The organism is Maribacter flavus (assembly GCF_008386635.1).
Lineage (GTDB): Bacteria > Bacteroidota > Bacteroidia > Flavobacteriales > Flavobacteriaceae > Maribacter > Maribacter flavus.
The window spans coordinates 914205-940590 of record NZ_VUOE01000001.1 but is presented as its reverse complement, the minus strand read 5'-3'; the positions used below and the strand labels follow the sequence as shown (position 1 = coordinate 940590).

At 41.2% G+C, this 26386-nt stretch carries 24 protein-coding genes; 2 read left to right on the top strand and 22 right to left on the bottom strand.

Annotated features, from left to right (window positions below; genetic code table 11):
• Nucleotides 1-25: 25 nt before the first annotated feature.
• The gene (locus F0361_RS04155) at nt 26-1807 is read left to right on the top strand and encodes an alkaline phosphatase (protein WP_154917340.1); all 1782 of its coding nucleotides are present in this window, start codon (nt 26-28) and stop codon (nt 1805-1807) included.
• A gap of 68 nt (nt 1808-1875) precedes the next feature.
• Here F0361_RS04155 and F0361_RS04150 read toward each other — a convergent pair whose 3' ends face one another.
• From F0361_RS04150 to F0361_RS04135, 4 genes are all read right to left on the bottom strand, one after another.
• On the bottom strand, nt 1876-3327 hold the full coding sequence (locus F0361_RS04150; protein WP_154917339.1) for a TolC family protein: 1452 nt from the start codon (nt 3325-3327) through the stop codon (nt 1876-1878).
• The gene (locus tag F0361_RS04145) at nt 3320-6562 is read right to left on the bottom strand and encodes an efflux RND transporter permease subunit (protein ID WP_154917338.1); all 3243 of its coding nucleotides are present in this window, start codon (nt 6560-6562) and stop codon (nt 3320-3322) included. The genes F0361_RS04150 and F0361_RS04145 overlap by 8 nt, the downstream gene beginning before the upstream one ends.
• 21 nt (nt 6563-6583) lie before the next feature.
• Complete coding sequence (locus F0361_RS04140) at nt 6584-7666, bottom strand: efflux RND transporter periplasmic adaptor subunit (RefSeq protein WP_154917337.1); 1083 nt, start codon at nt 7664-7666, stop codon at nt 6584-6586.
• 126 nt (nt 7667-7792) lie between these two features.
• Complete coding sequence (locus F0361_RS04135; protein ID WP_154917336.1) at nt 7793-8206, bottom strand: hypothetical protein; 414 nt, start codon at nt 8204-8206, stop codon at nt 7793-7795.
• Between the two features lie 246 nt (nt 8207-8452).
• On the opposite strand from F0361_RS04135, the gene F0361_RS04130 reads away from it, so the two are divergent.
• A complete protein-coding gene (locus F0361_RS04130; RefSeq protein ID WP_246160800.1) occupies nt 8453-8887 on the top strand; it encodes a VOC family protein in 435 nt (144 codons plus the stop codon).
• A 92-nt stretch (nt 8888-8979) separates the two neighbouring features.
• Here the strand turns inward: F0361_RS04130 and F0361_RS04125 are convergent, their stop codons facing one another.
• From F0361_RS04125 to F0361_RS04040, 18 genes are all read right to left on the bottom strand, one after another.
• Entirely contained in the window at nt 8980-9720 is a 741-nt protein-coding gene (locus F0361_RS04125; protein ID WP_154917335.1) for a hypothetical protein, read from the bottom strand.
• A complete protein-coding gene (locus F0361_RS04120; protein WP_154917334.1) occupies nt 9708-11612 on the bottom strand; it encodes a PA3715 family protein in 1905 nt (634 codons plus the stop codon). Before F0361_RS04120 ends, F0361_RS04125 begins: the two co-directional genes overlap by 13 nt.
• Nucleotides 11613-11621: 9 nt before the next feature.
• Nucleotides 11622-11963: a carboxypeptidase regulatory-like domain-containing protein gene (locus F0361_RS04115; RefSeq protein WP_211361139.1), complete on the bottom strand. Its 342-nt coding sequence runs from the start codon at nt 11961-11963 to the stop codon at nt 11622-11624.
• Between the two features lie 8 nt (nt 11964-11971).
• Nucleotides 11972-12349, bottom strand: coding sequence for a hypothetical protein (locus F0361_RS04110; RefSeq protein WP_154917332.1), 378 nt, complete (start codon nt 12347-12349; stop codon nt 11972-11974).
• A 12-nt stretch (nt 12350-12361) separates the two neighbouring features.
• On the bottom strand, nt 12362-13696 hold the full coding sequence (locus F0361_RS04105; RefSeq protein ID WP_154917331.1) for a hypothetical protein: 1335 nt from the start codon (nt 13694-13696) through the stop codon (nt 12362-12364).
• Between the two features lie 112 nt (nt 13697-13808).
• Complete coding sequence (locus F0361_RS04100) at nt 13809-14156, bottom strand: hypothetical protein (RefSeq protein WP_154917330.1); 348 nt, start codon at nt 14154-14156, stop codon at nt 13809-13811.
• Between the two features lie 11 nt (nt 14157-14167).
• Complete coding sequence (locus tag F0361_RS04095; protein WP_154917329.1) at nt 14168-15385, bottom strand: hypothetical protein; 1218 nt, start codon at nt 15383-15385, stop codon at nt 14168-14170.
• Nucleotides 15386-15395: 10 nt separating this feature from the next.
• Nucleotides 15396-16925, bottom strand: a complete 1530-nt coding sequence (locus tag F0361_RS04090) for a hypothetical protein (protein WP_154917328.1) — start codon at nt 16923-16925, stop codon at nt 15396-15398.
• A 38-nt stretch (nt 16926-16963) separates the two neighbouring features.
• A complete protein-coding gene (locus tag F0361_RS04085) occupies nt 16964-17737 on the bottom strand; it encodes a hypothetical protein (RefSeq protein ID WP_154917327.1) in 774 nt (257 codons plus the stop codon).
• A gap of 1 nt (nt 17738) precedes the next feature.
• Complete coding sequence (locus F0361_RS04080) at nt 17739-18701, bottom strand: hypothetical protein (RefSeq protein WP_154917326.1); 963 nt, start codon at nt 18699-18701, stop codon at nt 17739-17741.
• Nucleotides 18702-18781: 80 nt separating this feature from the next.
• Nucleotides 18782-19798, bottom strand: a complete 1017-nt coding sequence (locus tag F0361_RS04075) for a hypothetical protein (protein ID WP_154917325.1) — start codon at nt 19796-19798, stop codon at nt 18782-18784.
• A gap of 45 nt (nt 19799-19843) precedes the next feature.
• A complete protein-coding gene (locus F0361_RS04070; RefSeq protein WP_154917324.1) occupies nt 19844-20908 on the bottom strand; it encodes a trypsin-like peptidase domain-containing protein in 1065 nt (354 codons plus the stop codon).
• 12 nt (nt 20909-20920) lie between these two features.
• Nucleotides 20921-22126, bottom strand: a complete 1206-nt coding sequence (locus tag F0361_RS04065; protein WP_154917323.1) for a YbjN domain-containing protein — start codon at nt 22124-22126, stop codon at nt 20921-20923.
• A 64-nt stretch (nt 22127-22190) separates the two neighbouring features.
• Nucleotides 22191-22574, bottom strand: a complete 384-nt coding sequence (locus tag F0361_RS04060) for a hypothetical protein (protein WP_154917322.1) — start codon at nt 22572-22574, stop codon at nt 22191-22193.
• 85 nt (nt 22575-22659) lie between these two features.
• Nucleotides 22660-24384, bottom strand: a complete 1725-nt coding sequence (locus F0361_RS04055) for a cadherin repeat domain-containing protein (protein ID WP_154917321.1) — start codon at nt 24382-24384, stop codon at nt 22660-22662.
• Between the two features lie 39 nt (nt 24385-24423).
• On the bottom strand, nt 24424-25371 hold the full coding sequence (locus tag F0361_RS04050; protein ID WP_154917320.1) for a cadherin repeat domain-containing protein: 948 nt from the start codon (nt 25369-25371) through the stop codon (nt 24424-24426).
• A gap of 48 nt (nt 25372-25419) precedes the next feature.
• Entirely contained in the window at nt 25420-25989 is a 570-nt protein-coding gene (locus F0361_RS04045) for a hypothetical protein (protein ID WP_154917319.1), read from the bottom strand.
• A gap of 16 nt (nt 25990-26005) precedes the next feature.
• Nucleotides 26006-26221, bottom strand: coding sequence for a hypothetical protein (locus tag F0361_RS04040; protein ID WP_154917318.1), 216 nt, complete (start codon nt 26219-26221; stop codon nt 26006-26008).
• Nucleotides 26222-26386 lie beyond the last annotated feature (165 nt).

The following is a 26386-nucleotide window of genomic DNA, read 5'->3' as shown; positions in this document are numbered from 1 at the left end:
AGGACATCGAATAATCTTGATTAAAATGAAATTTGATAATCTACTAAAACACCTATTAACTCTTTGGATTCTGGTCTTTGCCCTACAATTTAGCCATGGTCAAATACCCTACAAAGTACATTCCCATAATGATTACCATCAGGATTTCCCTTTTGTAGAAGCATATATAAATAACGCTTCATCTATAGAAGTTGATTTGTTTCTAAAGGATAATACACTGTACGTTACCCACGAAGAATCAAATATAAAGGAAGACCTTACGCTGGCTTCACTATACTTGGAACCCTTATCGGAACTAGAGAAAAATGGTAAACTACGGAACATACAACTCTTATTGGATTTAAAGTCGCCAGCGGGACCTACCCTAAAGGAGATACAAAAGGTCTTAAGGAAATACCCTAATCTTATAAAAGGAGATAAAGTATCCTTTGTGATATCAGGAAATCGTCCAGATCCAAAAGATTATGTCAATTATCCGGATTACATATTCTTTGATCATCAAAATTTGGTCGACTTGGAAACGGTACCAATGGAAAAGGTAGCCATCATTAGTCTTAGCTTTCAAAAGTATTCTGTTTGGAACGGATATGGCCGAATGGTGGAAGAAGAACTGAACCAAGTCAAAGCAGCTATAACAAGAGCCCACGCGTTCAATAAACCTTTTCGGTTTTGGGCAACTCCGGATACAAAGACCGCTTGGGCACGGTTGGCCACATTGGGGGTGGATTTTATCAACACCGATCAACCGGCCAAGGCATATAATTATTTGGAATCGTTGGATAGCAGGAGTTATAAGGGTGAGGTTAAATCGGTATATAATCCACAATACAAATTTGATCCAAACGCTAAACCGATGAATATCATTCTCATGATTGGCGATGGTAATGGATTGGCCCAAATTTCGGCCGCTATGTTCGCGAATAGGGGTCAATTGAGTATCACAACTATTAAGGACATTGGGTTGATAAAAACATCAGCGTTTGATGATTTGATAACCGATTCGGCCGCAGGGGCAACGGCCATGGCCACGGGACAAAAAACGAATAATAGGGCGATTGGGTTGGGACCCGATGGTGAGGTGTTGCTTAACTTGGTCGATATCGCATCCGGAAAAGGGTATAGAACGGGAATAATTACGACCGATGACATTTACGGTGCTACACCGTCGTCATTCTATGCCCATGTAAAGGATAGGGACAATACCGATGGTATCCTAAAGGACTTGAAAACAAGTAAATTGGATTTTTTTATTGCTGGGGGAGCTTCCTATATTGCTGAATTGGGCAAGGTGTTTAAGCCAATCACGCTGACAGAATTTACCAATCTAAAAAATAAGACCGCGATATTTTTGGGAGAAAGCAAGATGCCGACACTAGAAATGGGCAGGGGGGATATGTTGCCAAAATCCGTAAAAAAATCCATGGAAGTTCTTTCAAAAGATGGAGATCCTTTTTTCATGGTCGTGGAAGGAGCACAAATAGATAATGGTGGGCATTCCAATAATGTAGCCACCATCATAGATGAAATGTTGGACTTTGATGCAACGGTTGCCGAGGTATTGAAGTTTGCCGATACAACGGGCAATACGTTGGTTTTGATAACTGCAGATCATGAAACGTCCGGCTTTGGAATCGTGGGGGGGAATTGGGAAGAAGGCGAAGTTCAAGGTGATTTTTTGACTATCGATCATACGGCCATCATGGTTCCTTTATTTGCCTATGGGCCACAAGCTCAAAATTTTAAAGGGGTGTATGAAAACTCCGAGATATTTTCAAAGATTAATGCGGTGCTAGATTTAAACAATTAAGAATCAATTTTCTCTCAACAAAAAAAGCCTCCGATTTTCGGAGGCTTTTTTAATGGTTTCGGGGGAAATCAATTCCATCCACCACCAAGAGCCTTGTAAATAGCTACACGGGCAACAAGTTGGTCCCGTTTCGTTTCTATCAACTCCATTTTGGACTCCAAAGCCTCCCTTTGGGTAAACAACACCTCTATATACTCGATTCTTGCCGATTGGAACAATTGTGTTGAAAGGTTAATGGATTCTGTAAGAGCTTCCACCTGTTCAGCCTTTAAATCATAGGTTTTTTTGAGGTTCTCAATGTTGGATAATTGATTCGCAACCTCAATGTATCCTTGAAGAATCGATTTTTCATATTCATAGACCGCCTGTACCTGTCTGGCATTGGCCGTATTGTATACTGCCTTAATGGCATTTCGGTTTATCAACGGGGCGACCAAATCGCCCACCGCCGAATATAAAAGGGACTGCGGGGTTTCGGTCAGGTATTTGGGTTTAAATGCCTGTAACCCAACTCCAGCTTTTATACCAATGGAAGAATAAAAATTGGCTCTTGCCACTTTTATATCCAGTTTAGCGGCCTCCAGCTCAAATTCCGCCTTGCGGATATCGGGCCTGTTTTGAAGCAATTGTGCAGGTATACCGGCGTACATGGTATCGATTTCGCTCTCAATGAAATTTTGTGAGTTGCGATTTATTTTTTGGGGATTGCGGCCTAGGAGGAAATTGAGCTTGTTTTCCGTTTCCACGATCTGCTGCTGCACCTCAAATTTATGGCTTTGGTTCTTTAGGACTTCGGCCTCAAACCTGCGTACCGCAAGTTCGGTCGCCCTTGCCGCCTGCTTTTGCAAACGTACCATTCTAAGGGCATTTCCTTGTATCTCAAGGTTTTGCTCAATGATGGCCAATTGGTTGTCCAGGGCAATGAGTTCATAGTAAGAATCCGCTATTTCCGCAATCAAACTGGTTACCATAAAGTTTTTGCCCTCCACAGTGGCCAAATATTCCATGACCGCTGCCTTTTTTGAGTTTCGTAACTTTTTCCAAACATCCAGCTCCCAAGAAGCGAAAATTCCGGCGGAATAATTGGTCAGGGACTCTGGAAATTCCTCATCCTCCCGAATGTTCAGGTTTTTTTCAACCGCACCGTTTCGGGTGTATTCTCCCACTTTTTCAATATCGGCACCAGCCTTGACATCGATAAATGGCAGATATTCCCCCTTTCTGGCCTTTACCTCATTTTGTGCGATATCGATATGTTGCAACATAATATTCAGCTCTTGGTTGTTTACCAAGGCAGTATCGATCAACGATACAAGGTAGGCATCGGAAAAGAATTCCCTCCACCTTGTGTTCGCGGTGTTCAAGGTATCATTGGATAAGGCCCTGTAGGTTTCCGGAAGGCATTTGTCCTCCTGCTTTAGCGTTTTCGTTGGAACACAGGAGTGGAAGGCCCCAAATAGAACAATACAGACGAAAAGCCTACCGTAGCTTTTTATTTTAGGTACTCTGTAGTTATTCATTGTCATTTCTTTTAGTTAATTTTTTCAAGAGTTTTTTCATTTCCCTTAGGGCCGTTTTAGTCCTGCTTTCTTCTTCGGAAATTCTCATGAACTCTTCGGAAACCGGTTCGTTGGACTCTCCCTTGATAAGACTTCGACCATCGGCCATCTTTGCGAAAATGTAGTAAAGACCCGGGATTATTAGTACCCCGAATAGGGTTCCCATCAGCATTCCACCCATGGCCGACCCTCCAATGGTCCGGTTACCGATAGCTCCAGCTCCATGGGCGATGACCAAAGGAATAAGTCCGGCAATGAAAGCAAAGGAAGTCATAAGAATAGGTCTAAACCGTACTTTGGCCCCTTCAATGGCGGATGCCAAAATAGTACTTCCCTGCCGCCTTTTCTGAACGGCGAACTCCACGATAAGTACGGCGTTCTTACCTAATAGCCCAACCAGCATGATAAGTCCTATTTGGGCATACACGTCATTGGCAAGTCCCATGCCCTTGAGCATAACAAAGGACCCTAAAATACCAACGGGAAGCGAAAGTAAAATAGCAAAAGGTAAAAGGAAGCTCTCATACTGTGCCGCCAATACAAAGTAGACGAAAATCAGTACAACGATGAAAACATACAGCGATTCATTACCTCTTTTAGCTTCGTCATACGAAAGACCTTCCCAATCCACATCATAGCCGCGTGGAAGCGTTTTTTCCGCTACCTCTTTGATGGCGTCAATTGCATCACCACTGGTAAATCCCCTTGCGGGAAGTCCTCTGATGGATGCCGAATTGTAAAGGTTGTACCGGGTAATTTCATTGGGTCCCAAACGTTTTTCCATCGTCATAAAGGCAGAGTAGGGCACCATTTCGCCTTCCTCGTTCTTTACGAACAATTTTTCCAGATCGGAAGGCAACGCCCTGTACTCTGGAGCGGCTTGGGTGTATACCTTGAAAAATCTTCCAAAGCGGATAAAACCTTGCTCATAGGTACTACCGATCAAAATATTCAGGTTTTCCATGGCCTTGTCTATACTCACTCCCTTCTGCATCGCAATTTTGTTGTTGATCTTCAATTCATACTGCGGATAGTTGGCAGAGTAGAAAGTGAAAAGGCCGGTAATCTCTTCACGTTTTGATAGCGCATCCATAAAATTATTGTTGATACGTTCAAACTCATGGTAATCGGTTCCGTCCGTTTTATCCAAAAGACGTAGGGAAAAACCCCCGGAAGAACCAAACCCGGGAACGGCCGGTGGTTCAAAGTATTCGATTACCGCACCCAAATCCTTGGTTTCCTCTTCCAGCTCCTCCATGATCTCGTGTACGGAATGATGGCGTTCCGACCATGGTTTTAGGTTGATCAAACAGGTACCCGCATTGGAACCACGGCCCTCTGTCATAATCTCATAACCCGCTAGGGAAGAAACCGATTCCACGCCCTCCGTCTCTTCACATATCTGTTGCAATTTTCTGGCAACATCGTTGGTTCGTTCCAATGTTGAGCCCGGAGGTGTTTGGATGATCGCATAGATCATACCTTGGTCCTCATTGGGTATAAAGCCGGCGGGGAGGGTTTCGTTCGTAAAAAATATACCTACACAAAATGCGATAAGTATGCCAAAGGTCAATACCCTTCTAGCCACGATCCGGTCCAATACCTTCCCATATTTACCGGTCAATTTTTCGAATCCACGGTTAAACCAATCGATGAATTTGTCCAACGGGGATTTCTTTCTTTGCTTTCCATGGTTGTTTTTTAAGATCATAGCGCAAAGCACAGGTGTCAAAGTAAGGGCCACCACCGCTGAAATTACGATAGATCCCGCCATGGTAATGGAAAACTGGCGATAGAATACACCCACAGGTCCTGTCATAAAGGCAATGGGAATAAATACGGAAACCATCACCAAGGTAATGGCAATGATCGCGCCCCCAATTTCATTGACGACCACCTTCACGGCCTCAAATGGCCCAACGTGTTTTTCTTCCATTTTGGCATGGACGGCCTCCACGACCACAATGGCGTCATCCACCACAATACCAATGGCCAAAACCAAGGCAAATAAGGTTATCAAGTTGATGGACAATCCAAATAGCTGCATTACGAAAAACGCACCTATGAGGGATACGGGAACCGCAATGATGGGTATTAACGTGGAGCGCCAATCGCCCAGGAACAGAAATACCACAATGGCAACCAGGATAAAAGCATCCCTGAGCGTGTGCATTACCTGTTCTATGGAAGCATTCAAGAAACTGGAAACGTCGTAACTGATTTTATAATCAAGTCCGGAAGGGAGGTCTTTCTCCAACTCGGTAAGTTTTTCCTTTACAGCATCGATAACATCACTGGCATTACTGCCAAAAGTCTGTTTCAAAATTATGGAAGCCGATGGTTTACCATCCAGATTGGAATAAATATCAAAAAATTCGCTTCCCAGCTCTACATCGGCCAAATCACCAAGTTTCAAGATTTCACCATCTTCGTTGGCCTTTATGATAATTTCCTCGTATTGTTGGGGTTCGTTATATCGGTCTTGATACATCAACACATATTCCAAGGATTGCGAGGTCTTACCGGAGCTCTGTCCGATCCTTCCCGGTCTGGCCAAAATACTTTGCTCCTCCATTGCCGTGAGGATTTCCTCGGCAGAGACATTGTAAGCCCGCATACGGTCCGGTTTTAACCAGACACGCATCGCGTATTTTCGGCTTCCCAAAATTTGGGCACTTGCAATACCATCGATTCTCTGTATTTCTGGAATCATCTTGGTATATGCGTAGTTGTAGAGGAAGAGCTCATGATCATCCACGTTATCACTGTATAGGTTAACGTACATAAGCATACTGGGCTGAATAGGGGTTATGATTACCCCTTCGCGTTGCACAAGGTCGGGTAGGTTTGGCATTACCTGGTCAACGCGGGTCTTTACCCGTACGACCGCTTGATCCGGATCGGTACCAGGTTCAAAAATGATACGTATGGTCGCTTCGCCGGCACTGGTGGCATCGGAAGCGATATAGCGCATTCCCTGTACACCGTTTATGGCCGTTTCCAAAGGAATAAGGGTAGATTTTACCAAAACGTCCGCACTGGAACCAGGATAGGCAATGAAAATGTTTACCGTGGTCGGGGCAATTTCGGGGAACTGTGAAATAGGCAATTGCTTTATGGAAAGCAATCCTACAAATACGATTATTACCGATATGACAATAGCCAAGACCGGTCTCTTGATAAATTTACTGAACATAATACGTTGGATTAATTCTTGTTATTCGGCATAAACGGCCAACTTGGAAATCACCTCGTTCGGCTCCGCGAACTCGGTCTTTATTTTTTCCTTGTTCTTGACCATTCGTATGCCATCCAGTAAAATTTTATCTTTAAGACTTACGCCTTTACTAACAACAAATAAGTGTGGAAGTTCTGCGGCAACGGTAATTTCCGTCTGTTGCACAACGTTATTTTCGTCGATCACAAAAACATATTTTTTGTCCAGGATCTCAAAAGTGGCCTTTTGGGGAATGATGATCGCATCTTTAAAAGGAATGGTCATGAGAATGCTTCCTGTCTCTCCGTGCCTAAGAATTCCATCAGGATTGGGGAAGGTGGCCCTAAAGGCTATATTTCCCGTTTCATTGTTGAATTCACCTTCAATGGTCTGTACGATACCCTTTTGGTTGAACTGTTTGTTATTGGCCAACAAAAGACCTACGGTTTTCTTATCGCCCCTGTCCTTGCTCATGATATAATCCAAATATTCGGCTTCCGGTACGTTGAAATAGACCCACATTTCGGAATTATCGGATAGGGTGGTCAATAGCTCTCCTTCATCGAGTAAGCTACCTTCCCGTACGTGAAGGTGGTCCATGATACCGTCAAAAGGGGCGCGTACATCTGTAAAGCCCAAATGCGTCTGGGCAAGGGCAACTTCAGCCTTGGCTTTTTCCAAAGTCGCTTTGGCCATGGCGAGCTCATTGGCTGAGACCACATTGCCATCGGCCAGTAGTTGGGTGTTATTCAGCTCTATTTCTGCAATTTTGGCTTCGGCCTCTGCCTTTTGTAAATCGGCTTGATAGACATTGGGCATGATGTTGAACATCTTTTGCCCTTTTTTTACGAACTGGCCTTCGTCTACATGAATTTCCTTTAAGTACCCTTTTTCAAGGGCCCTAAGTTCTATGTGGCGTATGGAATGAATTTGGGCCACATAATCCTTGATAATGGAAGTGTCCTTTTTTATGGGACTGGTAACCAAAAATTTGGTTTGGTCCTCGTGGGTTTCTTTTTTGGAGTTACAACTCGATAGGCCTAAAACAACTAGAAGACCTATAATCATGGGGATTCTCCTCATAATTTTATATTTAGAAAATGATATTATTTAGAACAATGGATTTGCCTATCACGTTTCCCCTAAAAAGGAATCTAAGTGAGAAAGGCTTTTAAAAGGGGCCAACAAAGTGTTGCGGCCTAAAAAATGCTATAGTCTAAATACTTGATACTTGATGTATCTTCTAAATAGGGAAGTTGTATCCGATGCGCTGAAGGCTACAAGGGATTTTTGAGAATCAAAGCGTATATGCCAAATGAATTGGGTTCTAAGTAAAGCAGCGGAAATGCCACCTAAGTATCTACCGTGCTCCGTTGGAAACTTATGTCTTATCTCTTCCTCTTGCTCTTCGGTTTCTGCAACCTCGATGGCAAGTTTTTTATCACTGTATGATGGATTGATGGCAACCTGGGCATGCTGGTCTACATCCTTGAATTGGGAAAAGGCCTCCTTGGAATCCAGTTTTATGGAATCTTCGACCTTTAAATTGGAATGAACAAAGTAAAGCCCACACAGCAAGGTGAGCATTAGTGGTAAGGAATATTTTAAAAAACTTTGCTTCATTACGGGGGCGAAATTATGTCAAGAAAACCCTGTTAACAAAAAGTGGTTGTTAAAAAAATGTAAAAGTCGTTAGAAAAACGTTTATGTAGGTTTAAAGGATGGTTTTTTACTCTATTTATAATTAAAGAGCAAGAAAGTTTAGAAATAAACTAAAAATACATTCTACGTAATTAGATTTTTGATTATGCACAGGCTTTCCAGAATTTGCTTGCAAACTTTTCATTTTCTGAAAGTTGGCTATATTTGGTGATACACCTAATAGTAAATACAATTAAATCGATTTGGTTGAACCTTCCCGTAAAGGATATAAATGTTTCAAAGATATTTTTCAAGCAAATTGGGTTTAGGGAAAATCCCATGCATGCCCATTCTGAGCACATAGGAAGTTTTTTGATTGGTGAGCATGATTTTGTGCTGATGCTTTTTCCGGAAAATGCCTTTCAGCATTTTGCACAGACGGAGATTTCCGATACCAACCAAGGTTCCGAGATGCTGATCAATCTGGATGCCCAGACCAGAGCGGAAGTCGATGAAATGGCCCAAAAAGTGAAAAATGCCGGAGGCAGGATTTTTGCGGAACCTGCTGAGGTTGATGGATGGATGTACGCCATGGGCTTCATCGATAGGGACGGTCACCGTTGGAGCATGCTGCACATGGAAATGGATAAAATGCCAAAATAGTTTGGTTTTATTGGCATCGCCAAAGGATTAAACACCCCATACTCTGTGATTAAAACAAGCGTTTTTGGCCTGTTTTTAATTGGGGAATGGTATTAAATATGTAATTGAAGAAATTCCCATTCAAAGGGTTTTTCCATCGATTTTAGGGTTTTTAATTTATCAAGCTCAAATTTGATGGTCGGTTGTTCCTCCAGTACTTGTTCATCTGTTTCATCATTGATCGTGCTAGTGCTGATATGCATTGTTTTGTTTTCAAAATCGATATTGTAAGCTATATCATCAGCCGATACGCGTTGGGCAATATTTTCATTATAACCCACCAGTTCAAAAGCTTTGTTTTGGTATCTGAAACTATATAGATGTTCTGACCATGAGGTACATTCCCTGCATGGCCATATAAAGAACAGTATCTGAAATTCTCCGTCTGGCAAGATTTCAAGACCCTTAAAAGGCTCATCCATCACAGGTGTATTTCGATTGATGATAAACGTATTGGATTGCAGCTTTTTCTTAAATTTTCCGTTGCGTTTGCCAAAGTAGATACCCAGTATTCTGGGACTTGTAACTATTGTATCACTTTCAGAATCATCGGTGTATTGAATCGTCTCTTTTACGGGGCTTTGTATAGCAAAGGCCAGGTCTTCATATCCGTCTCCGTTAAGGTCCCCTGAGACCTGCGAAAGTATCTGCCAGCTATCGGGAATCAAATCGTGTATTTCCATTACAGATTTGGGTAATTTTGGATACGTTGCTTCTTTTTGGGCATGAAGACCAAGAATCCCAAAAACCATCCCTAAAAAAAACACCTTTTTAAAATTCTTTAGTTGTTCCATAGTAAGGATAGCTCATTGTTCTTGTAGACATAAAAAACATTATTGTTCGTAATTACTTCCTCATGCTCTCCACCTGGATTGAGAATTAATCTGTCCGTTTTAAAGGAAAATTCAATACCCGTTTTACCTTCTTTTATTTCAATGATTTCAGTCAAATAATTAGTGCCATTTTGTTCAGGGTCGTATCCTTCAATATCCAGCGTTCCTATATGTTCCATCTTTTCATTCTGATAGATGAATACTTCGCCGCCAAACGGGTATTCAAAGCCCAGTTGACAAATAATGATGGTTTTGTCCGAAGCTTCGCTTTTATAAAAATGGGGTTCAAAATGGTATAAATCCCCGAAACCTTTGGATTTATAGTGTATTTCGTTGTCTTCGTTCACTAGGAATACTCTATAACCGTTATCGGTTTCAGTGTCAGGAAATACTATTTTTCCGTTTTTGGGCATATACAGTCCAGACAAAAGGATAAAAGGTTCCATTTGAAATGCGTGACCAACGTGGACATTTTCTAACCGAACATTCACTTTTTTTTCCGGGGCGTATTCAGCATAGGCAATGGTTTCAGTATCATATTCTGAGTATCGCCAGCCATTAAATTTTAAAATTGTGGTTTTGGGATTAAGCTTCATCTCTGAAAGGCAATCCCCGTTTTTATCTTTAAAACTATGGGTATATGAATTTTCAGCATCAACCCAGATGTCAAAATAGCCGTTGTTTTTTTCCTGTCCCATCCTAAGACTTTTTTTCGTCTCGTTAAATTCTCCATCACAATCGCCGTCCCATTCTCCGCCATAATTTTCAACAGTATAGTTGGAAAGTACTTTAACTAGACTGTCACCAGATTTTACAAAAAGTGACAACGCTTTATTTGAATACGGGTTTACCCTAGAAGAGCCAAAACGCGAAACGGTTACACCAAAGGCCATTTTGTCTTCTGAAATCTGATATGAAGTAGAGTCGATTTGAATTCCGTTCAATTCTATGGCATCCGAAACCCATTCGTTAGTCTTTTTACTTTCAAAGTATTTATGTGTGACTTTTCCAGAACGATTATCAGCAATGAGGATATGGCTGTTCAGTGCAAAATAATGCTCGCCCTCATCCACTATTTCTGGAATAACCACAATGGTTTCTTCTGGATTTTCTGGATAGACTTTAGTGGCAATCAAATCGGTTTTTATTTGTATCCAATCCAATTTTAAATCCATTAAAACACTATTTATTAGTGTATAGTTTTTAAAAGAATCGTTCAATTTTTTGGTATCTACTTTTTCTATGGTACCATCCCAAGTTATTTCGTATTCTATTTGTTCCACTTCTCTAATGTTGCCCCAGAAGATTCGGTCAACGGTCAATCGGTTTTCGCTGATACGGGAAACCGTTCTGGACATGCCCTCGGCTATTTCGTCGTACGAAACCAATTCATGAGCAATAATTGTACCTTCTGGATCGTAATTAATCAACACGGATTCCATTTCATTCTCACTTTTTAGGATGGTCACTACTACAGAATGAAAGTTATCTCTTATCGGAACGGTGTACTTGGCAATAGCTCGATAGTTTCGACCCTCTGCATTATAATCAGGATAAATCTGGTTCAAATTAAAAGCCTTGAAATCGATTACTTCATAATCATCTTCATCGATAAAGCTGTCGAAATTGGTATTCTCTATGTGAGGTAATTTCAACGTTTTGGTATTGGAAATAGTTTTAAGAAAATCAAAACCCTCATCGTCGGGTATGGAGTCCACAACTGCTTCAATCATTTCTACGGCACCTTGGGTTTCGATTTCCGGTGCTTTTTCCTTTTTTGGGCCTTGGCCACATGAGATAATTAGAAAACCGATTGCTACGTAAAATTTCTTTCTTTTGATTTTATAGAACATCTTTCAGAATTATTTTGATTTTACAGTCTTTAACCGGACTACGGTAGTGTCATTTTTTATGAATTGGTAGTTGAGCTTTTCACCATGCTGTGCCCAAACAGTTGGAATGGTATCGGTTTTAAAACCCTCTTTTACAAATACCAAGCTTTGAATCCTATCAGAGGTCCGATTCAATTTGAAGTACCCTTTTTTGTTTGTTTTTAACCTGTTTTCTGTGTCATATTCTTCGAAAATGCTTACATTTTCAATTAGGTTACCGTTTTTATCCATGACCAATCCTTGATAAAAATCGTTGGGCTTTGAACCACAAGATATTAGCAATAAAAACAAGATTATTTTTTGGCTTTTCATTTTTATTGTTATGGTTTATATAGGTAAATGGTTTTTAGTTTTTGTTGATAATCAAAGACCAGTTGTAATCCCATAAAATCAATGTTTTCATTACGATTGACTTCTTCGTTTTTTGGATGTATTACGAAGTAATATTCATTGCTGTAGTCATTGTAGCTCTTTTCGTCCAGATAAAAATCAATTGTAAGTTCAGTTTTAAGCTGATCCAATGAAATTGTATTACTTCTTCCCATGGCATCGATAACTCTTTTATAGCTGTTTATAGTCAATTCACGGTCGCATATTGTTTTTTCATAAGAATCAATTAGGGTATATAAAACTCCAGCTGTTATCCCGAATAGCAGGGTTGTGATGACAAGTAAGAACGTGACTAATTTTAATTTCATAAACTTCGTTTTTTAGTCCGCCAAATCGGTTTCTACATGCTTAATGTCGAAATGCTCAGCATCCACGACCGTTAAACTATAGGTTTCGACCAGCGCAACATTACCGCCACCACCGCCTCCTTCATTGGTGATCGTTAGGTAAATTGTTTGAGGTTCACTTGTTCCATTAATGACCATCTCATTAAAATCGTAGCGGCTTAATGTAAATCCTTCATTGCCCTGAATGTTTAGAATATTGTCGCCAAATGTGATTTTAAGGGTATCAAAACCATCTTGATTCTTCCATTCGTTCAGTATGTGGTCTTTGAGGGCCAAAACAAAGTTTTGAGGATCAATATTTTCAGGGGAATCAGGGTTCATGCTTATTTGATCTTCTGATACATCCGATTTTTTGGAATCGACCAAAACAATATATTCCGAATCATATTTAAAAATATCGGTCTGGGAGTGGTGCCAAGATTCTGATTCGCGCATATTTATGCCCGTAACCTTATAACTCACCGTAATTGTTTTTTCGGCTTCATTGTTCTGTATTAGAATCTCATCAAAAGTGGTCTGAATGGTGGCAGTGTTGGGTATAGTGCGACAACTTTCCAGTTTTTTAAGGGCGACGGTATCTCGAGAAAACCAATTTCGCAAAAAGCTGAGCTGCTTTTCGGAACATTGGTGACCCAAATCCAAGGCTGATACGATGCGGCACCATAGCACACGTCCGTTTCCATCCGAGTCGTAGCCCCATTCACATTCGTTACCAATGTCATAGGCCACAAAGGCCAAGGCCGCTTTTTCGGGTGGGGTGATATTGTGTAAATAACTATGGTTGATTACTATGGTACTGAAAGTGTCTTTTACTGCTTCATCATAAGCATTCTTTCTTTTTAAAAATTGAAAGGGCCCTTTGGACGATGCTATTTTCTTGGCCTCCAAGGCTATTTCAGCAATAGCTACGGATTCTTGGTCGCCCGGCATCGAGATACTGTCCATTTTCCATTGTACTTCAATTACATCGCCTTGTATAAAATTATATTCCTCGTTATCGAACCAATCCCAATTATAGGCAAAGGAAACCTCTTTACCATTTTTATTCCCAATAAGATATCGATAATCGTAGTCGTCGTTATAATCGTTGAACTCTAGGGTGTCGATATACGTTTTGTTTAAAAAAAGGGTTTCATTTGGTCGTAATGGACTGTTGACTTGTATTGGAGTTTGACTCGTTTCAAGCGTATCAATTTGTTTATCAATAGCTTCTAGCTGCTCAACCTCTGTTTCAGGAATATTTTTATTCTTGTCACCTTGCTGGCAGGAAAAGAGCAATAGTATCAGTAATATGGGAAGATATTTCATGTGTTTATTTTATTGTTTTTGATATGGACACATGTAACCTTTGATGATTCTAATAATCATTACGCTGTGTGTTTAAAGATTATATTTATCATGTCGGTTTCATTTTTCTCATTTAAATAACATCGATCACAACTTCTAAAACATAGTGGACTATGGCTACGATAACCGTTATAACCAACAGCAAAGCAATGCGCATGAGGGTTCTATTGGTCTTTGGTTTGCGTTTTTTACTAAGAAAAAACCAATCTGTAGCAATAAATAAAAGGGCTATAATGGCTCCAAAAGGCAAACCGATAAAAAAAAGTCCGTGTAGATAGAAAACTTTTAATAGGTAGCCAAAACCTCCTATACTTTCATCCTCGGCGATATCGCCCAATAATAGACGCATATACACAATACCCATGAGCAATGACAACATCGTCCAGAGCAGGTAGGTCAAAAGATGTTTTACAATTCGCATAGGGGATGATTTTAATTCATTTTTTCTTTGCTGCAAAGCCTTTCCCTATCGGTTTCGTAAGGCATGCCTTTTAGTCTCTCAAAAAAATCGGCATCTTCCAGATTCAATTCCTGAACCACATTGCAGACATAGATAACCGCATTTTCTTGATTGCTGCTTTGGGTTCTGTAAACGGTATGGGTAAGTACCCAAGCATTGTTTTTAAAGGTAATGTGGTAATCGGCCTCTAGAAGTCCGCCATCTGGAAATGCCGTTTTAATATAAAACCCGCTGTTTTCTGCAATTACATCCACAATTTGATTTCCGCCGTCCTCTGAAAAATTAATTGTCTTTAGGGTGTGTTGGTATTCACCCCCAACATTTTCGAATAGAAATAGCTCATCGCCCTGATATGGGTCTGCACTTACTATTTTGTCCAAAACACCATCGTTGTTGATGTCTATGTCCCGAATAAAAAAGTGCTCTGCGCCTTCAAAATCCGAAATATCATGATGGATCGATCCTTCATCATCTATGGGGTCCACTTCTTCAAGGTCTGGCATAATGAGGTCAGGGTTTTCATTATGATCATAAAAACCTGTTTTAAAGAGTTCTTCAAGTATTTCTTTTTTTGACGGGCTCAGATGGGAGGCAAACTCAGCATCAAATTTTGGATGCGGCCCATCAAATAGAAAGAACAGCACGGATTTTGCCTCGTCGGATGACAACGTATTGATGAGGTCGTATCGCTTTCCAGTCTTAATGAAATTTAAGGTCTTGTCTTGAAAGTAATTGATAGCATCTTCTTGCCAAGAACCATCCTTGGCAATGTCGATAAACTTCGATTCAAACTTTTTGTATTTGTCTTGAGACAAGAGATTAAAGAAGTAATCAATGTAGGCGTAACTTTCTTCGTACAGTTCGTTGGGTTGGTTGCTTTTATAGTTCCATCCGAAGTGCTGCATGAATTGCTCTTGGTCTGATGGAAATTGTTCTAGGAACAGCACTTCGTTTTTGCTCCTAAAAGTCTCTTTTAGTTTTTCAATATTTGCGATATCATTACCAGCATCAATTTTGGCGTAGTCACGTGAAGTTTGATTGTCTGTTTTTTCTGTGCTTTCGGTGACCAAAGTATTTTGCGAGGAAGGTTCCATGGCATTCTTTGTGCCCGTTTTGCTGTCTTTACAGCAAATGAAGATACTTACCAAGAGTATCAAAAATAAGTGCCAAATGTTCTTTGGTTTCATCATAAGCTTTTTGTTAAGGACAAGTGGAAACGGGGTAGCCACAGAGTAATTCTGAATCTACCCACCCAATGATACCTTGATATTCAACTTTTACCCAATCGCGATGTAGATCCATAATTTTTATCTCCTTATCCGATGGTATAAGACCTATTTGCTTGCCCGTTTGGGGTGTGTCAAGGATTGGCGCATCCCGATTGGCACGAATTCCTATTACCGAACTGTGTATCCATAAAATACCTTGAGACATTTTAAGTTCACCATCGTCTACGGTGTTGATTTTCAAAACCCGGAACCATCCATTTTCTCCTCGCACGATACTAAAAATATAACCGTACTCCGGTGGTTTAAGGGTTTTAATGATAGTGCCATTGGGGCTATCTCGTAGGTTGATTCCGTTAGGGTCTGAATCCATGTTAAAAGCCTCCAAAACGTAATATTCAGGGTTTTTCGAAATGGTATAGTCAATATTTCCCTTGTCCGATAAACGAATTGTAATGGTTTTGTGGGCCAGGGTGTCAATGATTTCTTCATTGTTCCGTTCCATCATTCCCCAAACCACTTTGTTAAAAACAATGGTACCGTCTTGATTGATTTTGTAATCAATTGTCTCGCTTCTGCCATTGTCAAAATCAGTAGCTTTTCCAATATAAAAAGCGTCAATGGGTTCCAGATTTTGATTATGGGTATATAATAAGTAATCTGTTGAGGTGTTTGTAAGGTGTAAAAGACTTACTATGGCACCATGATTTTTCGGGACTTCTATCTTTTCGGAATAGAAATTTTCAGTCCTGTCAAACTCATTTAAAATTTTTGGATAATACTTGGCCAAAGCCTCTTTATCCAATATTCCATGAAGGGGTAATTTTTCTCCTTGATTTTCATCGGTCTCTTCGGAAACTTGGGCATTACTTTGTTCAGTAGATTTCCCTAAATCTTTTGAAGGTTTTAGGTTACCGTTCACGTAAGCAAGATTTGACAGACTATGAATTTTATGGAATTCACCTTCTTTGAAATAGTTGATTTCTCCACAAATTAAAGTTGAATCATCTGGGCAAGAATCATAGTAAAACTCCGCCAACCTATAATCCTGGTAAATACCCAGTTCTTCGGATACAAAACCACCCAAATCTTCTTCATGGTCAATAAAATAGCCAGTACCCGCTTCTCCAATAAAACCGAAGGTCGTGCCGCCGTATTCATAAAAATAGATGCCGTTTTCGTTTCTATAGGCCAATGGTTTTCCGGTTTTATGTTCGGCCTGCAGGTGTTCCTTTATCTTTTCTTGTATGGCTTTTTGAACTTTGGAATACTCTTTATCAGGGTATTTTACCAAATAGAGATTAGGATATACTTCGGACTGGATTAACCGCATATTTTTAAAAAGGAAATGGTTGACTACCAAACCCATAATGGCCACCCCAAAAAGTATACCTGCTGCCTTCACTCTTAATTTCTTTCGAAACGTCCATTTGGTCAGTTTAATGACCAAGAACACTAGGCCGACCAACAAAAGGAGCAAAAAGAGGAGGAGGACTATAAACATTTCGTTATTTGTTGTTTTGTGCTTTTTACAGGTTGCATTTACCGATCATACCGTTTTTTTATTTCGCTTAGGATCGTAAAAACGATTCCGTCGGTTTTTTCTATTTCTCTTCTTTTCCAAAAGGTGTACTTCCAATATTGGCGGTGTGAATTTTGCGTGTCCGCCTTAAAATAGAGGTCTTCAAAAAAGGCTTCTTTGTTGTTCTGTTGCGCTATTTCTTCATGGGCCGATAACAATCTATTCACTTGCTTTTCAAAAACCCTTTGGTACATATTTTTCGGAACGCTTTGGAATAAATCCTGCTTATGCTTGCGAAATGCTTGCTGTAACCGCTCAGGGTTACGGTACCTATTTAAAAAGCCAAGGGTGAGGCTATTCGCCAACGTGTTATTTTTGCTGAACAGGTTTGATAAGAACGTATGGTCAAATGAAAGATTGTCATAATCTATACTAGAACCGATATCTGCTTTAAAAAACGCCAGTTCCCCAAAATCATCGATGACCACGTTCAATAGATTGTTCAAGCACAATGCATCAAGTTCACCGTTGGACTGAAAGAGTTGTATACATGGACTAACCGCTGCATGATCAGGTTTGTTCAACGCGATGGATGGATAGATGATTTCATTATCGTATTGCAGTTCTTCCTTGGCGGATACTTCCAAAATCATTTCGTTCCCTAGAATTACATCATTGAGGTCATCACCTTTGTGTTTCCTTTCAATCAATTTGAGCGATTCCGATGAGAAATAATAGGCCAACCCGACAAGGCAAAGACCAACAATAACGAAGATGACAGCTATCTTTTTCATATCAATCTTTATAATGATCCTGAATTTCCTTTAATACGGCATATACTTCGCCGGCGTTGTTCTCGGAGAAACGACGGTCCCAAAAACTGAACGGCCATGAATAATCGAACGAACTCGTGTATTCTAAGGAAGGGAAATCCAGAAAACCTTCATCCGAAATATCATATTCCGCATAAAACGTTCTATAGTTGGGCGTTGCGGTTAGTGTTTCATGCACTTCCAATAAATCGTCAACAACCTCTTTACAGAGCTCATCATATTTCTTTTTTGAGAAAAAAGTATAGATATAGGATTTATTATGATTCCATAGGTTGCCGATATTTTCTGCCGACCGATCAAACGATTTTATTTTTTGACCCATGTACAACAGTTGGCTCATACGTTCAAAAAAGGCATAGTTTTCCGCATCGTTCAAATCACCATAATTTTCCTCCAAACCGTGATACTCATATATGGCGGGAACCACATACAATGACCCATAGTATGGCCGGTGATACTCTCTATTGTTCTTATCGTAATCAAAGGCAATGTTGAGAATGGTGTTCCAATACGTTTCGCCATATTGTTGGCTTTCCAAACCGGCCATTATTTCATCCCTTATCGTGTTTTGATAAGAAACATAGTCGGTATCGTTGATGCCCACATCCAAAAAGAAGACTTCGTAACCGTGCATAGCATTTCGATATTCTTTAAAGTGCTTAAAAGCCCCAAATTCTGTTTCGGATAGGAGTCTTTCTTTATCAATTTGTTCAAAAACCTCGTTGGCCTGTACGGTATAACGTTCCTTTCTTTCCTTATAGGCCAAATATTCGGTAAAAGCATAAAACGATGCTGCTGCAAGAAAAAGTCCGGCCATTACCAGTAAGATTGCAGTAAGGAATTTGTTTTTCGACAGGGCCAAGAACGACAAAATCAAAAGACAGAAAATAGCCGATGCAGTAAGTATGATGAAAGCAAACCCCATAATCTATTCCTTCTACTTTTTTGATTTATGCTAATCACTTTGATGCCCCACCAAAAAGGCGTTCAAGGACTTCCGACGGGCTAAGGCAAGCCATTTATCAAGGCTTCCAACTCACTTTCGTTGGCGGTATTTAAATCGGTATCGGCAATTTCCACGGTCTGCCCATCGGTTATAGTGACCGATTTTATACCATAGAGCCATTGTCCATTTTCTTTACTTGTGAAAATTACGTGGCATTCCAAACCAATAGGGATTTGACCGTAATGCTCACTAAAAAGTCCAGTTGTGGCATCATAGGTGTCCAAATACGCCAAAGCATTGGGTTCACCTACGTATGATAGGTACACCCTGCTGTTTTCGTCATTAAAACCTTCCGGCACCTCTACTAAAATGGTTGTCTTTGGTCTTGGGTCGCTAAAAAAGCGGTCTACATTGGTCCAGCCAAAATCACCAAAAGGTGCCACGTAGAAGCGTTCGCCGCCATCCCCGTCCTGAATCTCAGCCTCAATGGGGTCGCCATTGGGATCAACATTCTGGTCCCATACAAAACCATCGCAATCATCATCAATACCGTCGCAGTCTTGATCGCCGCCATTTCCTTTCCATAGGGTCATTCCAGTGTCGGCCCCTCCCGTAATATCAGAAGGAATGGTGGCCACCATATCACAATCCTCGTCCACAGATTCCCCGTCTTGTGTGATGTTCAGGAAAAATTCCCCTCCAGAAATCAATAGGGCCTTGTCGCCATTGGGCAGGGTTCCCATGGTAGGTTTATTGGTCGTTAGCATGGCGCCCCGTTCAAAAAGTTCTACAATCTGAACGTCTACCATACCCGTAACCGGATTTCCATTTTTGGAAAGGCAATTGCCGTTGATGGTGAAAAAGACACCATTTTCCGTGGTGAAAAATCCCGTTTGTGAAGCATCCAATTGAAAGTTTTGGACCTTGTTCCCAAGCGAAGTGCTTTTAAGTTGGGCAAAAGCTTCGGGCGTGGCCCTTATGGGAGTTTCCCTTTCTGGAGATTCATTGCTGGAGCAGCTAAATACAAAAGCCATTCCTACCATACAGACGCTTCTAATAAGGGTTGTTTTCTTCATGTTTTAAATTTTTTGGGGTGTGATTTAATTTGGCATCCGTAGATGCTATTTGCTGTAATGGGTCATTTCCGCACCAAAATTGGTTACGAAGGTATTGTCCAGCGCATCGGCTTTGATGGCCAATTGTGCAAGGTTCTCCAGTATTTCGTTCGTTTGGCCGGAATACAGGTCACTGATATGAATGCGATATGAGAGGTAGATCTGATTGTCCGAAATCGAAAGGCGATGCGGTTCCGTATCGGCAGTCAAGATATATTTATAGACTTCGGCCAGATTTTTACGCGGCAAATCGTTTAAAGGCGAGGTTGCGAAGAGGTAATTGTTGTCATACACGAACATGCGAATCTCTGCACTTCCCTGGTGAAAATACCATCGCTCCCGGCCGGACCTGGCCAAGACGGGATTGATATCCAATTTGGAAATAGCTTCCTCAACTTTAAGGCTAAAATCTGAAAGGGCGATTTCCTCAAACAGTTTTTCATCTATGTTGGTGCCGCAATTAGGGCAATAATCGGTCTTTTCCTCAATCAGTCCACCACAGTTGGAACAGCCAAGGGTAAATACTTCGGACAAATCAGCGACCACCTGCAATTCTTCCTTTAAAGTTTCTAGCGGAATGGCAAAGCCCATGTTATCGGCATCTGAAAACTTAGAGGTGACTATACCCATCAGTTCCCCTTTTTCATTGATGACGGGGCCCCCGCTATTACCGGGGTTGATGGCCGCATCGGTCTGTATAAAATAACTGCCACCAATACTTTGCCGGGGATTGGAAACGATGCCCTCCGTTACCGTAAACGGCATGCCGTAAGGATAGCCCAAGACGATTACCTTGTCTCTAGATCTTGACTCCGTTTGATGGTCAATGAGCACCGTATCAATAGGTTTTGGAAGGTCGTTAGCCCTTAAAAACGCTATGTCCTTTCCCGGATTTACATATAATACATGGGTCAGGTATCTGTTCTTGTCCTTTCCTTCCACACTTACGGTATGACAACCTGCCACCACGTGGTAATTGGTGATGATAATATCGTTTTCGTTGCTGTAAAAACCTGTGCCCGTGCCGTTTGCGGTATTTATTTTGAATACCGAACTTTCTATGTTGTTCATTCTTCCTAGTATTTAATTCGTTTTGTAATTGGCCATGAACTGTTGCATCATCTGCATGGATTGTTGCATTTGTTCGCCCATGAGTTTTGAAAGGTCCATACCGTAATCGGCACCCATAAACGTATCTTCCATGATGGCTTGCATGCCCTTTAAGAGGAGGGGAGCCGCTTGGCTCCATGGCAAATCACTTGCTTGTGATAGGGCATCGGTGATGGGTTTACTAATCTCTTCATTGACCAAATTGTAATAGAACAAATTGTAAAAACAGGACTGTATGAGATTAGAAGCATCCTCAAATCTGGAATTGGAAATCATTTCCTGCGCCTCTTCGTAGCTTTCCTGCCAATTTTCCCGGATGTTTTCCTTTTTACCACTGTATTTATAGGGAACGAAGGTTTCGACTTGGTAGAGACCCGACAGGAATTTTTCCTCCGGAAGTTGCTTCAATTTTTCCAAGTCGGATTTTCCGTTCAGCAATCGGTCATGAAAAGGAATCCTACCATCAAAAAGTCCGTCGATAGCCTTTTCCAAAAGGCTACGTACATACCCTTGTGGCTCTGCGTGGAACTCTATCTTTTTTAAGGTGATGTTCAAGGTGTACCAGGCATTGTTTCCATGCCGTTTTTCCATATAGTAGTCAAACCGTTGTAGGCCATCCGCAATTATTTTTTGACAATTGGCATGGGCTTCCTGTTTGACGGCTTCGGAGAACCAACTAATCTTTGGCTCCTGTAAGTGTTGCGCATCAAACTTTTCGATAAACTCATCGTCAAAACTATCGGCATAATAACAGATTTCCCGGAGTACCCCATAGATTTTGTACGGTTCGCAAAGGGTTATGGGGCATGAAAAGGTGAAAAATACCAAATCGCCCTCCAAGACCAGATTGGTCAAATTAAGGGGCGACATTCGAAGTTCCGCCAACCTTCGCATCAATGGTACTTTTTTGGCATTTGCGATGTTCAAAAATGGACATTTGATCCATAGGCCATCCGCTGTTTGCCTGATGGAGATAACCACGGAGCCATGCGGAATCTCATAGGTATCTCCGTTTTTCTTGTTTTTAAGGTTGGGGTCGATATAATCCAATAGGGTAGGGACTACTTTTTCAAATTGTTGGCTATTGAACAACCCTACCGCTTCGTCCCATTTTTCATCTTGTCTGGTCGAAGCTTTTTTAGGATGTATGGGTGGATAATACGTATTGCTTTTGCTCATTGATATCTATTCTATGCTTGGTTCGTGTTATGTAAGTGATTTTGGCATTGCCCCAATTGGTTCGCTAGGCTGCTTTGGCTATCAACTTTTCCAATTCGTCGAAGGCATTTTGTTGCGAACCTTTCAATAAGGAGTTTTTAATGGCTTCCCCTGCAATTTCTAAAACACTCCTATAGGCTTTTACACTTTTACCGAAATAAGCGTTCAATACCTTGTTGGGTATAAAATGACTGACCTTTAAAGTGTTGTCATTTACAAAAAGGGCCTTTACGGCGTGCATGCCGCTTTTTTTAATTACAAGGCATTGGGCCATTTGCCCATTGGCATCGATAGTACCTTCCCAAATATCGTACTCGATGGAGCACTCGTAGTCCGTTTGTGTCTTAATAAAAGCCTTAAGGCTATCTAATGAATTGTATTGGCTTTGAATTTTAAGTAATGATTCCATTTTGGTTTGTTTTAAGGGATGTAAAACCACGCTACGTATGATTGCAGCGTGGTTTTTGTTTTAGCTTTGAAGAATAAATAAGGTTTTAAAAGTCTGTCCAGGCCCGTACTGCGCGACTCGTGATTATGACTGTCTTGTCAACCTCATTTTCGGATCCGTTAACAAATAATCGTATCCAAGCTTTATTAACATCGCTTGTACTCTGCGAAGAGCTCCAATGCGAAATGGGTTGCGCCGGATTGCTTAAATCACTACCTCCTTGTACTGCAGAAGTTGAATCGATAATATTCCTGTTCAAGTACATTTCCGTAAGTTCATCCTTACTAGGCAGGAACCAATCATTATATCCATTCACGTTCAAAGCCGCTATAATATTGGCTGCCCCGCTTGATGAGGTACAGGAATTTGAAATTATGGCCATGGTGTTTGTGGCTCCAGTACCTATTGCGGTACCCGTAGCTCCGGTGATGTCAACCGTATTAGAACAACTCCAAGATGTAAAGCCTTGATTGTTTATATCACATACCAAACCTTCACTGTTGTTACTTGCCGGGTCTATCCAAAAGATAACACCTCCATATTTATACTCTCCGATTTCGTTTAAGTCATTTAGTTCTACAAAAGTATTGGCGGAAACGGTTTGGGTACCGTTGCTTACCGAAATAGTCGCCAACATATTGGGGTTTGTTTCAAAATCGAAAAGGGTTTCGTTAGCTACGGAAAGTTCCCCAGTACTTTGGTTGATCGCAAATGCTCCCGCAGGGTTCTGGAACGTAATGGTATAGGTCAAATTGGAACCACTGGCCTGTAAGCTTCCAATGATATCTCCGTTGGATGGGTTTTCATCAATGTTCAGGTCCGTATTTTGAGCGGATACTTCGTCCACATCGTTTAAGTTGATGGTTGCGGTCAACGACGTTGACTCTACCCCATCTGTTACTGAAATTTCTGCGGTAATAACGGGATTGGTCTCAAAATCAAATAGGTTGGGGTCGATGACGGTCAATTCTCCCGTAGTGGCGTCAATGGCCATGGCTCCCATAGGTGTTTGTGAAGTGATTGAAAAGTCAAATGCACCATTTCCAGTGGCTTGTACAGTACCCAAAACCTGACCATCCGTTGGATTTTCGTCTACGGCAACCGTAAAGTCTTGGACCGTTATTTCAAGTACATCGGTAAGTGTTACGGTTACGGTAACCGGATTTGCGGCATCCTCAATAGAAACTGTGGCAGTTAGGGTTGGATTTGTTTCAAAGTCGAAAAGCGAAGCATCTGCAACGATCAGTTCCCCCGAATTGGAATCAATGTCCATAGCACCTACTGGAGATTGGGTGGTTATAGTAAAACCCGAAGCATTACCCATAGTTTGTAGGCTACCAAGGACTTGCCCTGCTGTTGGGTTTTCATCAATGGTCACTTCCAAATTCTGTGCGGTAACCTCGTTGGTATTGTTTAGGGTAATGGTCACGGTTACCGAATTTTCGGCATTGTCCGCAGTGATTGTCGCGGTAATCGTAGGATTCGTTTCAAAATCAAACAACGTAGCATTCGCCACTGTCAGTTCACCGGAGGAACTATCAATGCTTAATGCTCCTGAGGGTAATTGGGAACTAATGCTATAATTTATGGCAGTACCATTGGTTGTTTGAACGGTACCTACCGTTTCACCATTTGAAGGATTTTCATCCAAGGATACCTCCAAATTCTGGAGATTTACGGTGCTAGGTTGGTCATCATCCTTGTTACAGCCCACTGAGATCAGCAAAACCAAGGCTATAAATATTTTTACATTTAGAATTTGTTTTATCATGGTTTTTGGGTTTATTAATAAAATATTTGTGTGTAGAAATTAAAATGCGGTTAGGATTTCATAGTTGCCAACGAAAACCCCTGTGACCGTTACACCGTTGTCATCCACATAGGAATAGCTACAGTCAATGGTACCCGTCATGGTGTTGAGGTCAAAAGTGCGTGCGTTAATTGTTAATAAATTGGTTACGCCGCTACCTTGAGGCAAAGCAGTGTGGTTGAGCAAGGTGCCATCTGAGGGTTGCCCAAAGGTTTGGCTGCCCACCAACATTGTATTCGTAAAATTGCTAACTCCGTATCTTGAATAGTTGTTACCGCTCATGACGATGGAAACGAACCCATTGGGATTGGCCTGTGGGTCCCAAACAAAAAATGGTGTCGCCGCCAAGGTAGGACTAGTAAAAACCAGGTTACATGTAACCTTTGTAAAAACTGTCGTTGTCGTTTCAAAAGCGATTTCATTGGTGACATCCTCAATGATATCCCCATCGGTAAATACAAAAGTAAATTCGCGGTCGTATTCGCCATCGAGAGAGGCATCGTCTACCAATAGATAGGCTTTTGGCGTAACGTAGGCATCGGAACCGATCACAAATTCCGTATTGGAATTGCCAGGTACTGAGGATTCGAACAAATCATTCAGATCGATGGTGATTATGGCCGCATTGGCCGCATTATCGGCTGTAACGTTAGCCGATATCGTGGGATTTGTTTCAAAATCGAATATCGAGGCATCCGCTACCGTTAGTTCACCTGTGGTGGCATCTATGCCCAAAGCTCCTGCCGGGGTTTGAGAGCTAATACTGAAATTGGCAGTGGGTGTGTCGGATTGTACCGTTCCCACAGCATCACCATTGGCAGGATTTTCATCCAGGGATACCGTTAAATCTTGAAGGTTTACTACCACGGTGCCATCGTCACTGCTACAGGAAATATGAAGTACAATGGTCAAAAGGATAAAGATGTTTGATTTAAAAAAATGTCGCATAATAGTTTTGCTTTGATAGGTTTTTGAATTCGAGGAAATGAATGAATTTTAGTAGTCCATCTCAATGAATGAACCGTCTAATTGATAGTTAAATGTGAACGAAGTGCCTCCGTTTTCGGGCTGAAGTTTTACGATGTATTCCGCAGCTTCAATATCTCCGTTTTTTGGATATTTTATGAAGGCCATTTCAAAACGAGGGTTGTCAATAGCTTTATCGGCCTTTAGCTGCTCCTTGGATTTTTCAACAAGTTCGCCCAACTTCTTAAGACCTATTTTTTCGCCCAATTGGAACATAAAATCGGCCGCCTTGGTGCCTTGGGGCACTTCGAGGGTTATTTCCGAAGTTTGGTTCCAACTGCCCATGGAGTACGTCCATTGCCCCATTTCCATGGATTCCGGATCATCGGTAACCGTTGTCGATATACTATTGCCAATGGATTCATTATAGATAATGGTCAATTCCGTATAGTAGGCGTTGTCACCAAATTCGTTTTTCAGTTCTTGTTCAATGTCGGCAAAGCCTTGGGCCGTAGCAGGTTGTTTAGCCGCACCGCCGCCACAGGACCAAAGGGTTATTCCAAAAACCAATAGGACTAAAATCTGTTTTACATGTTTCATCTTAAATAATTTTATGTTATTCTTCTGCTTTTTCCCTTCCAAATAAAAAGAACAAGGCACCGCCAGCTATTACAAGGACAATTCTTAAGATCCAGCCCATGGTGCTGCCCCAAATGTCTATCCAGGCCAAGAGCCTAATGTTGTAGTTGAAAATGGACAATAAGGCCGATATGATACCCATTGCCGCGAGAACAAGGCCTCCTTGGCCCAATTTTGATTTGATGTTTTCCATTGTTGTTTGATTTGATTGTATCCTAACAGGTCGAGGTTTTTTACCTTCTGCAACCGATCAAGAAATGGTTTTTGCAGGGTAAAGATGGGGCAAGGTGGTTTCCAAAAAAACAACCAATGTTTTTATGTACCATCCCAAAGTAAATATGTTGGATACCAACCTATT

Coding starts and splice junctions, on each gene's coding strand:
- F0361_RS04155 (WP_154917340.1), top strand. CDS start 26: ATGAAATTTGATAATCTACTAAAACACCTATTAACTCTTTGGATTCTG.
- F0361_RS04150 (WP_154917339.1), bottom strand. CDS start 3,327: ATGAATAACTACAGAGTACCTAAAATAAAAAGCTACGGTAGGCTTTTC.
- F0361_RS04145 (WP_154917338.1), bottom strand. CDS start 6,562: ATGTTCAGTAAATTTATCAAGAGACCGGTCTTGGCTATTGTCATATCG.
- F0361_RS04140 (WP_154917337.1), bottom strand. CDS start 7,666: ATGAGGAGAATCCCCATGATTATAGGTCTTCTAGTTGTTTTAGGCCTA.
- F0361_RS04135 (WP_154917336.1), bottom strand. CDS start 8,206: ATGAAGCAAAGTTTTTTAAAATATTCCTTACCACTAATGCTCACCTTG.
- F0361_RS04125 (WP_154917335.1), bottom strand. CDS start 9,720: ATGGAACAACTAAAGAATTTTAAAAAGGTGTTTTTTTTAGGGATGGTT.
- F0361_RS04120 (WP_154917334.1), bottom strand. CDS start 11,612: ATGTTCTATAAAATCAAAAGAAAGAAATTTTACGTAGCAATCGGTTTT.
- F0361_RS04115 (WP_211361139.1), bottom strand. CDS start 11,963: ATGAAAAGCCAAAAAATAATCTTGTTTTTATTGCTAATATCTTGTGGT.
- F0361_RS04110 (WP_154917332.1), bottom strand. CDS start 12,349: ATGAAATTAAAATTAGTCACGTTCTTACTTGTCATCACAACCCTGCTA.
- F0361_RS04105 (WP_154917331.1), bottom strand. CDS start 13,696: ATGAAATATCTTCCCATATTACTGATACTATTGCTCTTTTCCTGCCAG.
- F0361_RS04100 (WP_154917330.1), bottom strand. CDS start 14,156: ATGCGAATTGTAAAACATCTTTTGACCTACCTGCTCTGGACGATGTTG.
- F0361_RS04095 (WP_154917329.1), bottom strand. CDS start 15,385: ATGATGAAACCAAAGAACATTTGGCACTTATTTTTGATACTCTTGGTA.
- F0361_RS04090 (WP_154917328.1), bottom strand. CDS start 16,925: ATGTTTATAGTCCTCCTCCTCTTTTTGCTCCTTTTGTTGGTCGGCCTA.
- F0361_RS04085 (WP_154917327.1), bottom strand. CDS start 17,737: ATGAAAAAGATAGCTGTCATCTTCGTTATTGTTGGTCTTTGCCTTGTC.
- F0361_RS04080 (WP_154917326.1), bottom strand. CDS start 18,701: ATGGGGTTTGCTTTCATCATACTTACTGCATCGGCTATTTTCTGTCTT.
- F0361_RS04075 (WP_154917325.1), bottom strand. CDS start 19,798: ATGAAGAAAACAACCCTTATTAGAAGCGTCTGTATGGTAGGAATGGCT.
- F0361_RS04070 (WP_154917324.1), bottom strand. CDS start 20,908: ATGAACAACATAGAAAGTTCGGTATTCAAAATAAATACCGCAAACGGC.
- F0361_RS04065 (WP_154917323.1), bottom strand. CDS start 22,126: ATGAGCAAAAGCAATACGTATTATCCACCCATACATCCTAAAAAAGCT.
- F0361_RS04060 (WP_154917322.1), bottom strand. CDS start 22,574: ATGGAATCATTACTTAAAATTCAAAGCCAATACAATTCATTAGATAGC.
- F0361_RS04055 (WP_154917321.1), bottom strand. CDS start 24,384: ATGATAAAACAAATTCTAAATGTAAAAATATTTATAGCCTTGGTTTTG.
- F0361_RS04050 (WP_154917320.1), bottom strand. CDS start 25,371: ATGCGACATTTTTTTAAATCAAACATCTTTATCCTTTTGACCATTGTA.
- F0361_RS04045 (WP_154917319.1), bottom strand. CDS start 25,989: ATGAAACATGTAAAACAGATTTTAGTCCTATTGGTTTTTGGAATAACC.
- F0361_RS04040 (WP_154917318.1), bottom strand. CDS start 26,221: ATGGAAAACATCAAATCAAAATTGGGCCAAGGAGGCCTTGTTCTCGCG.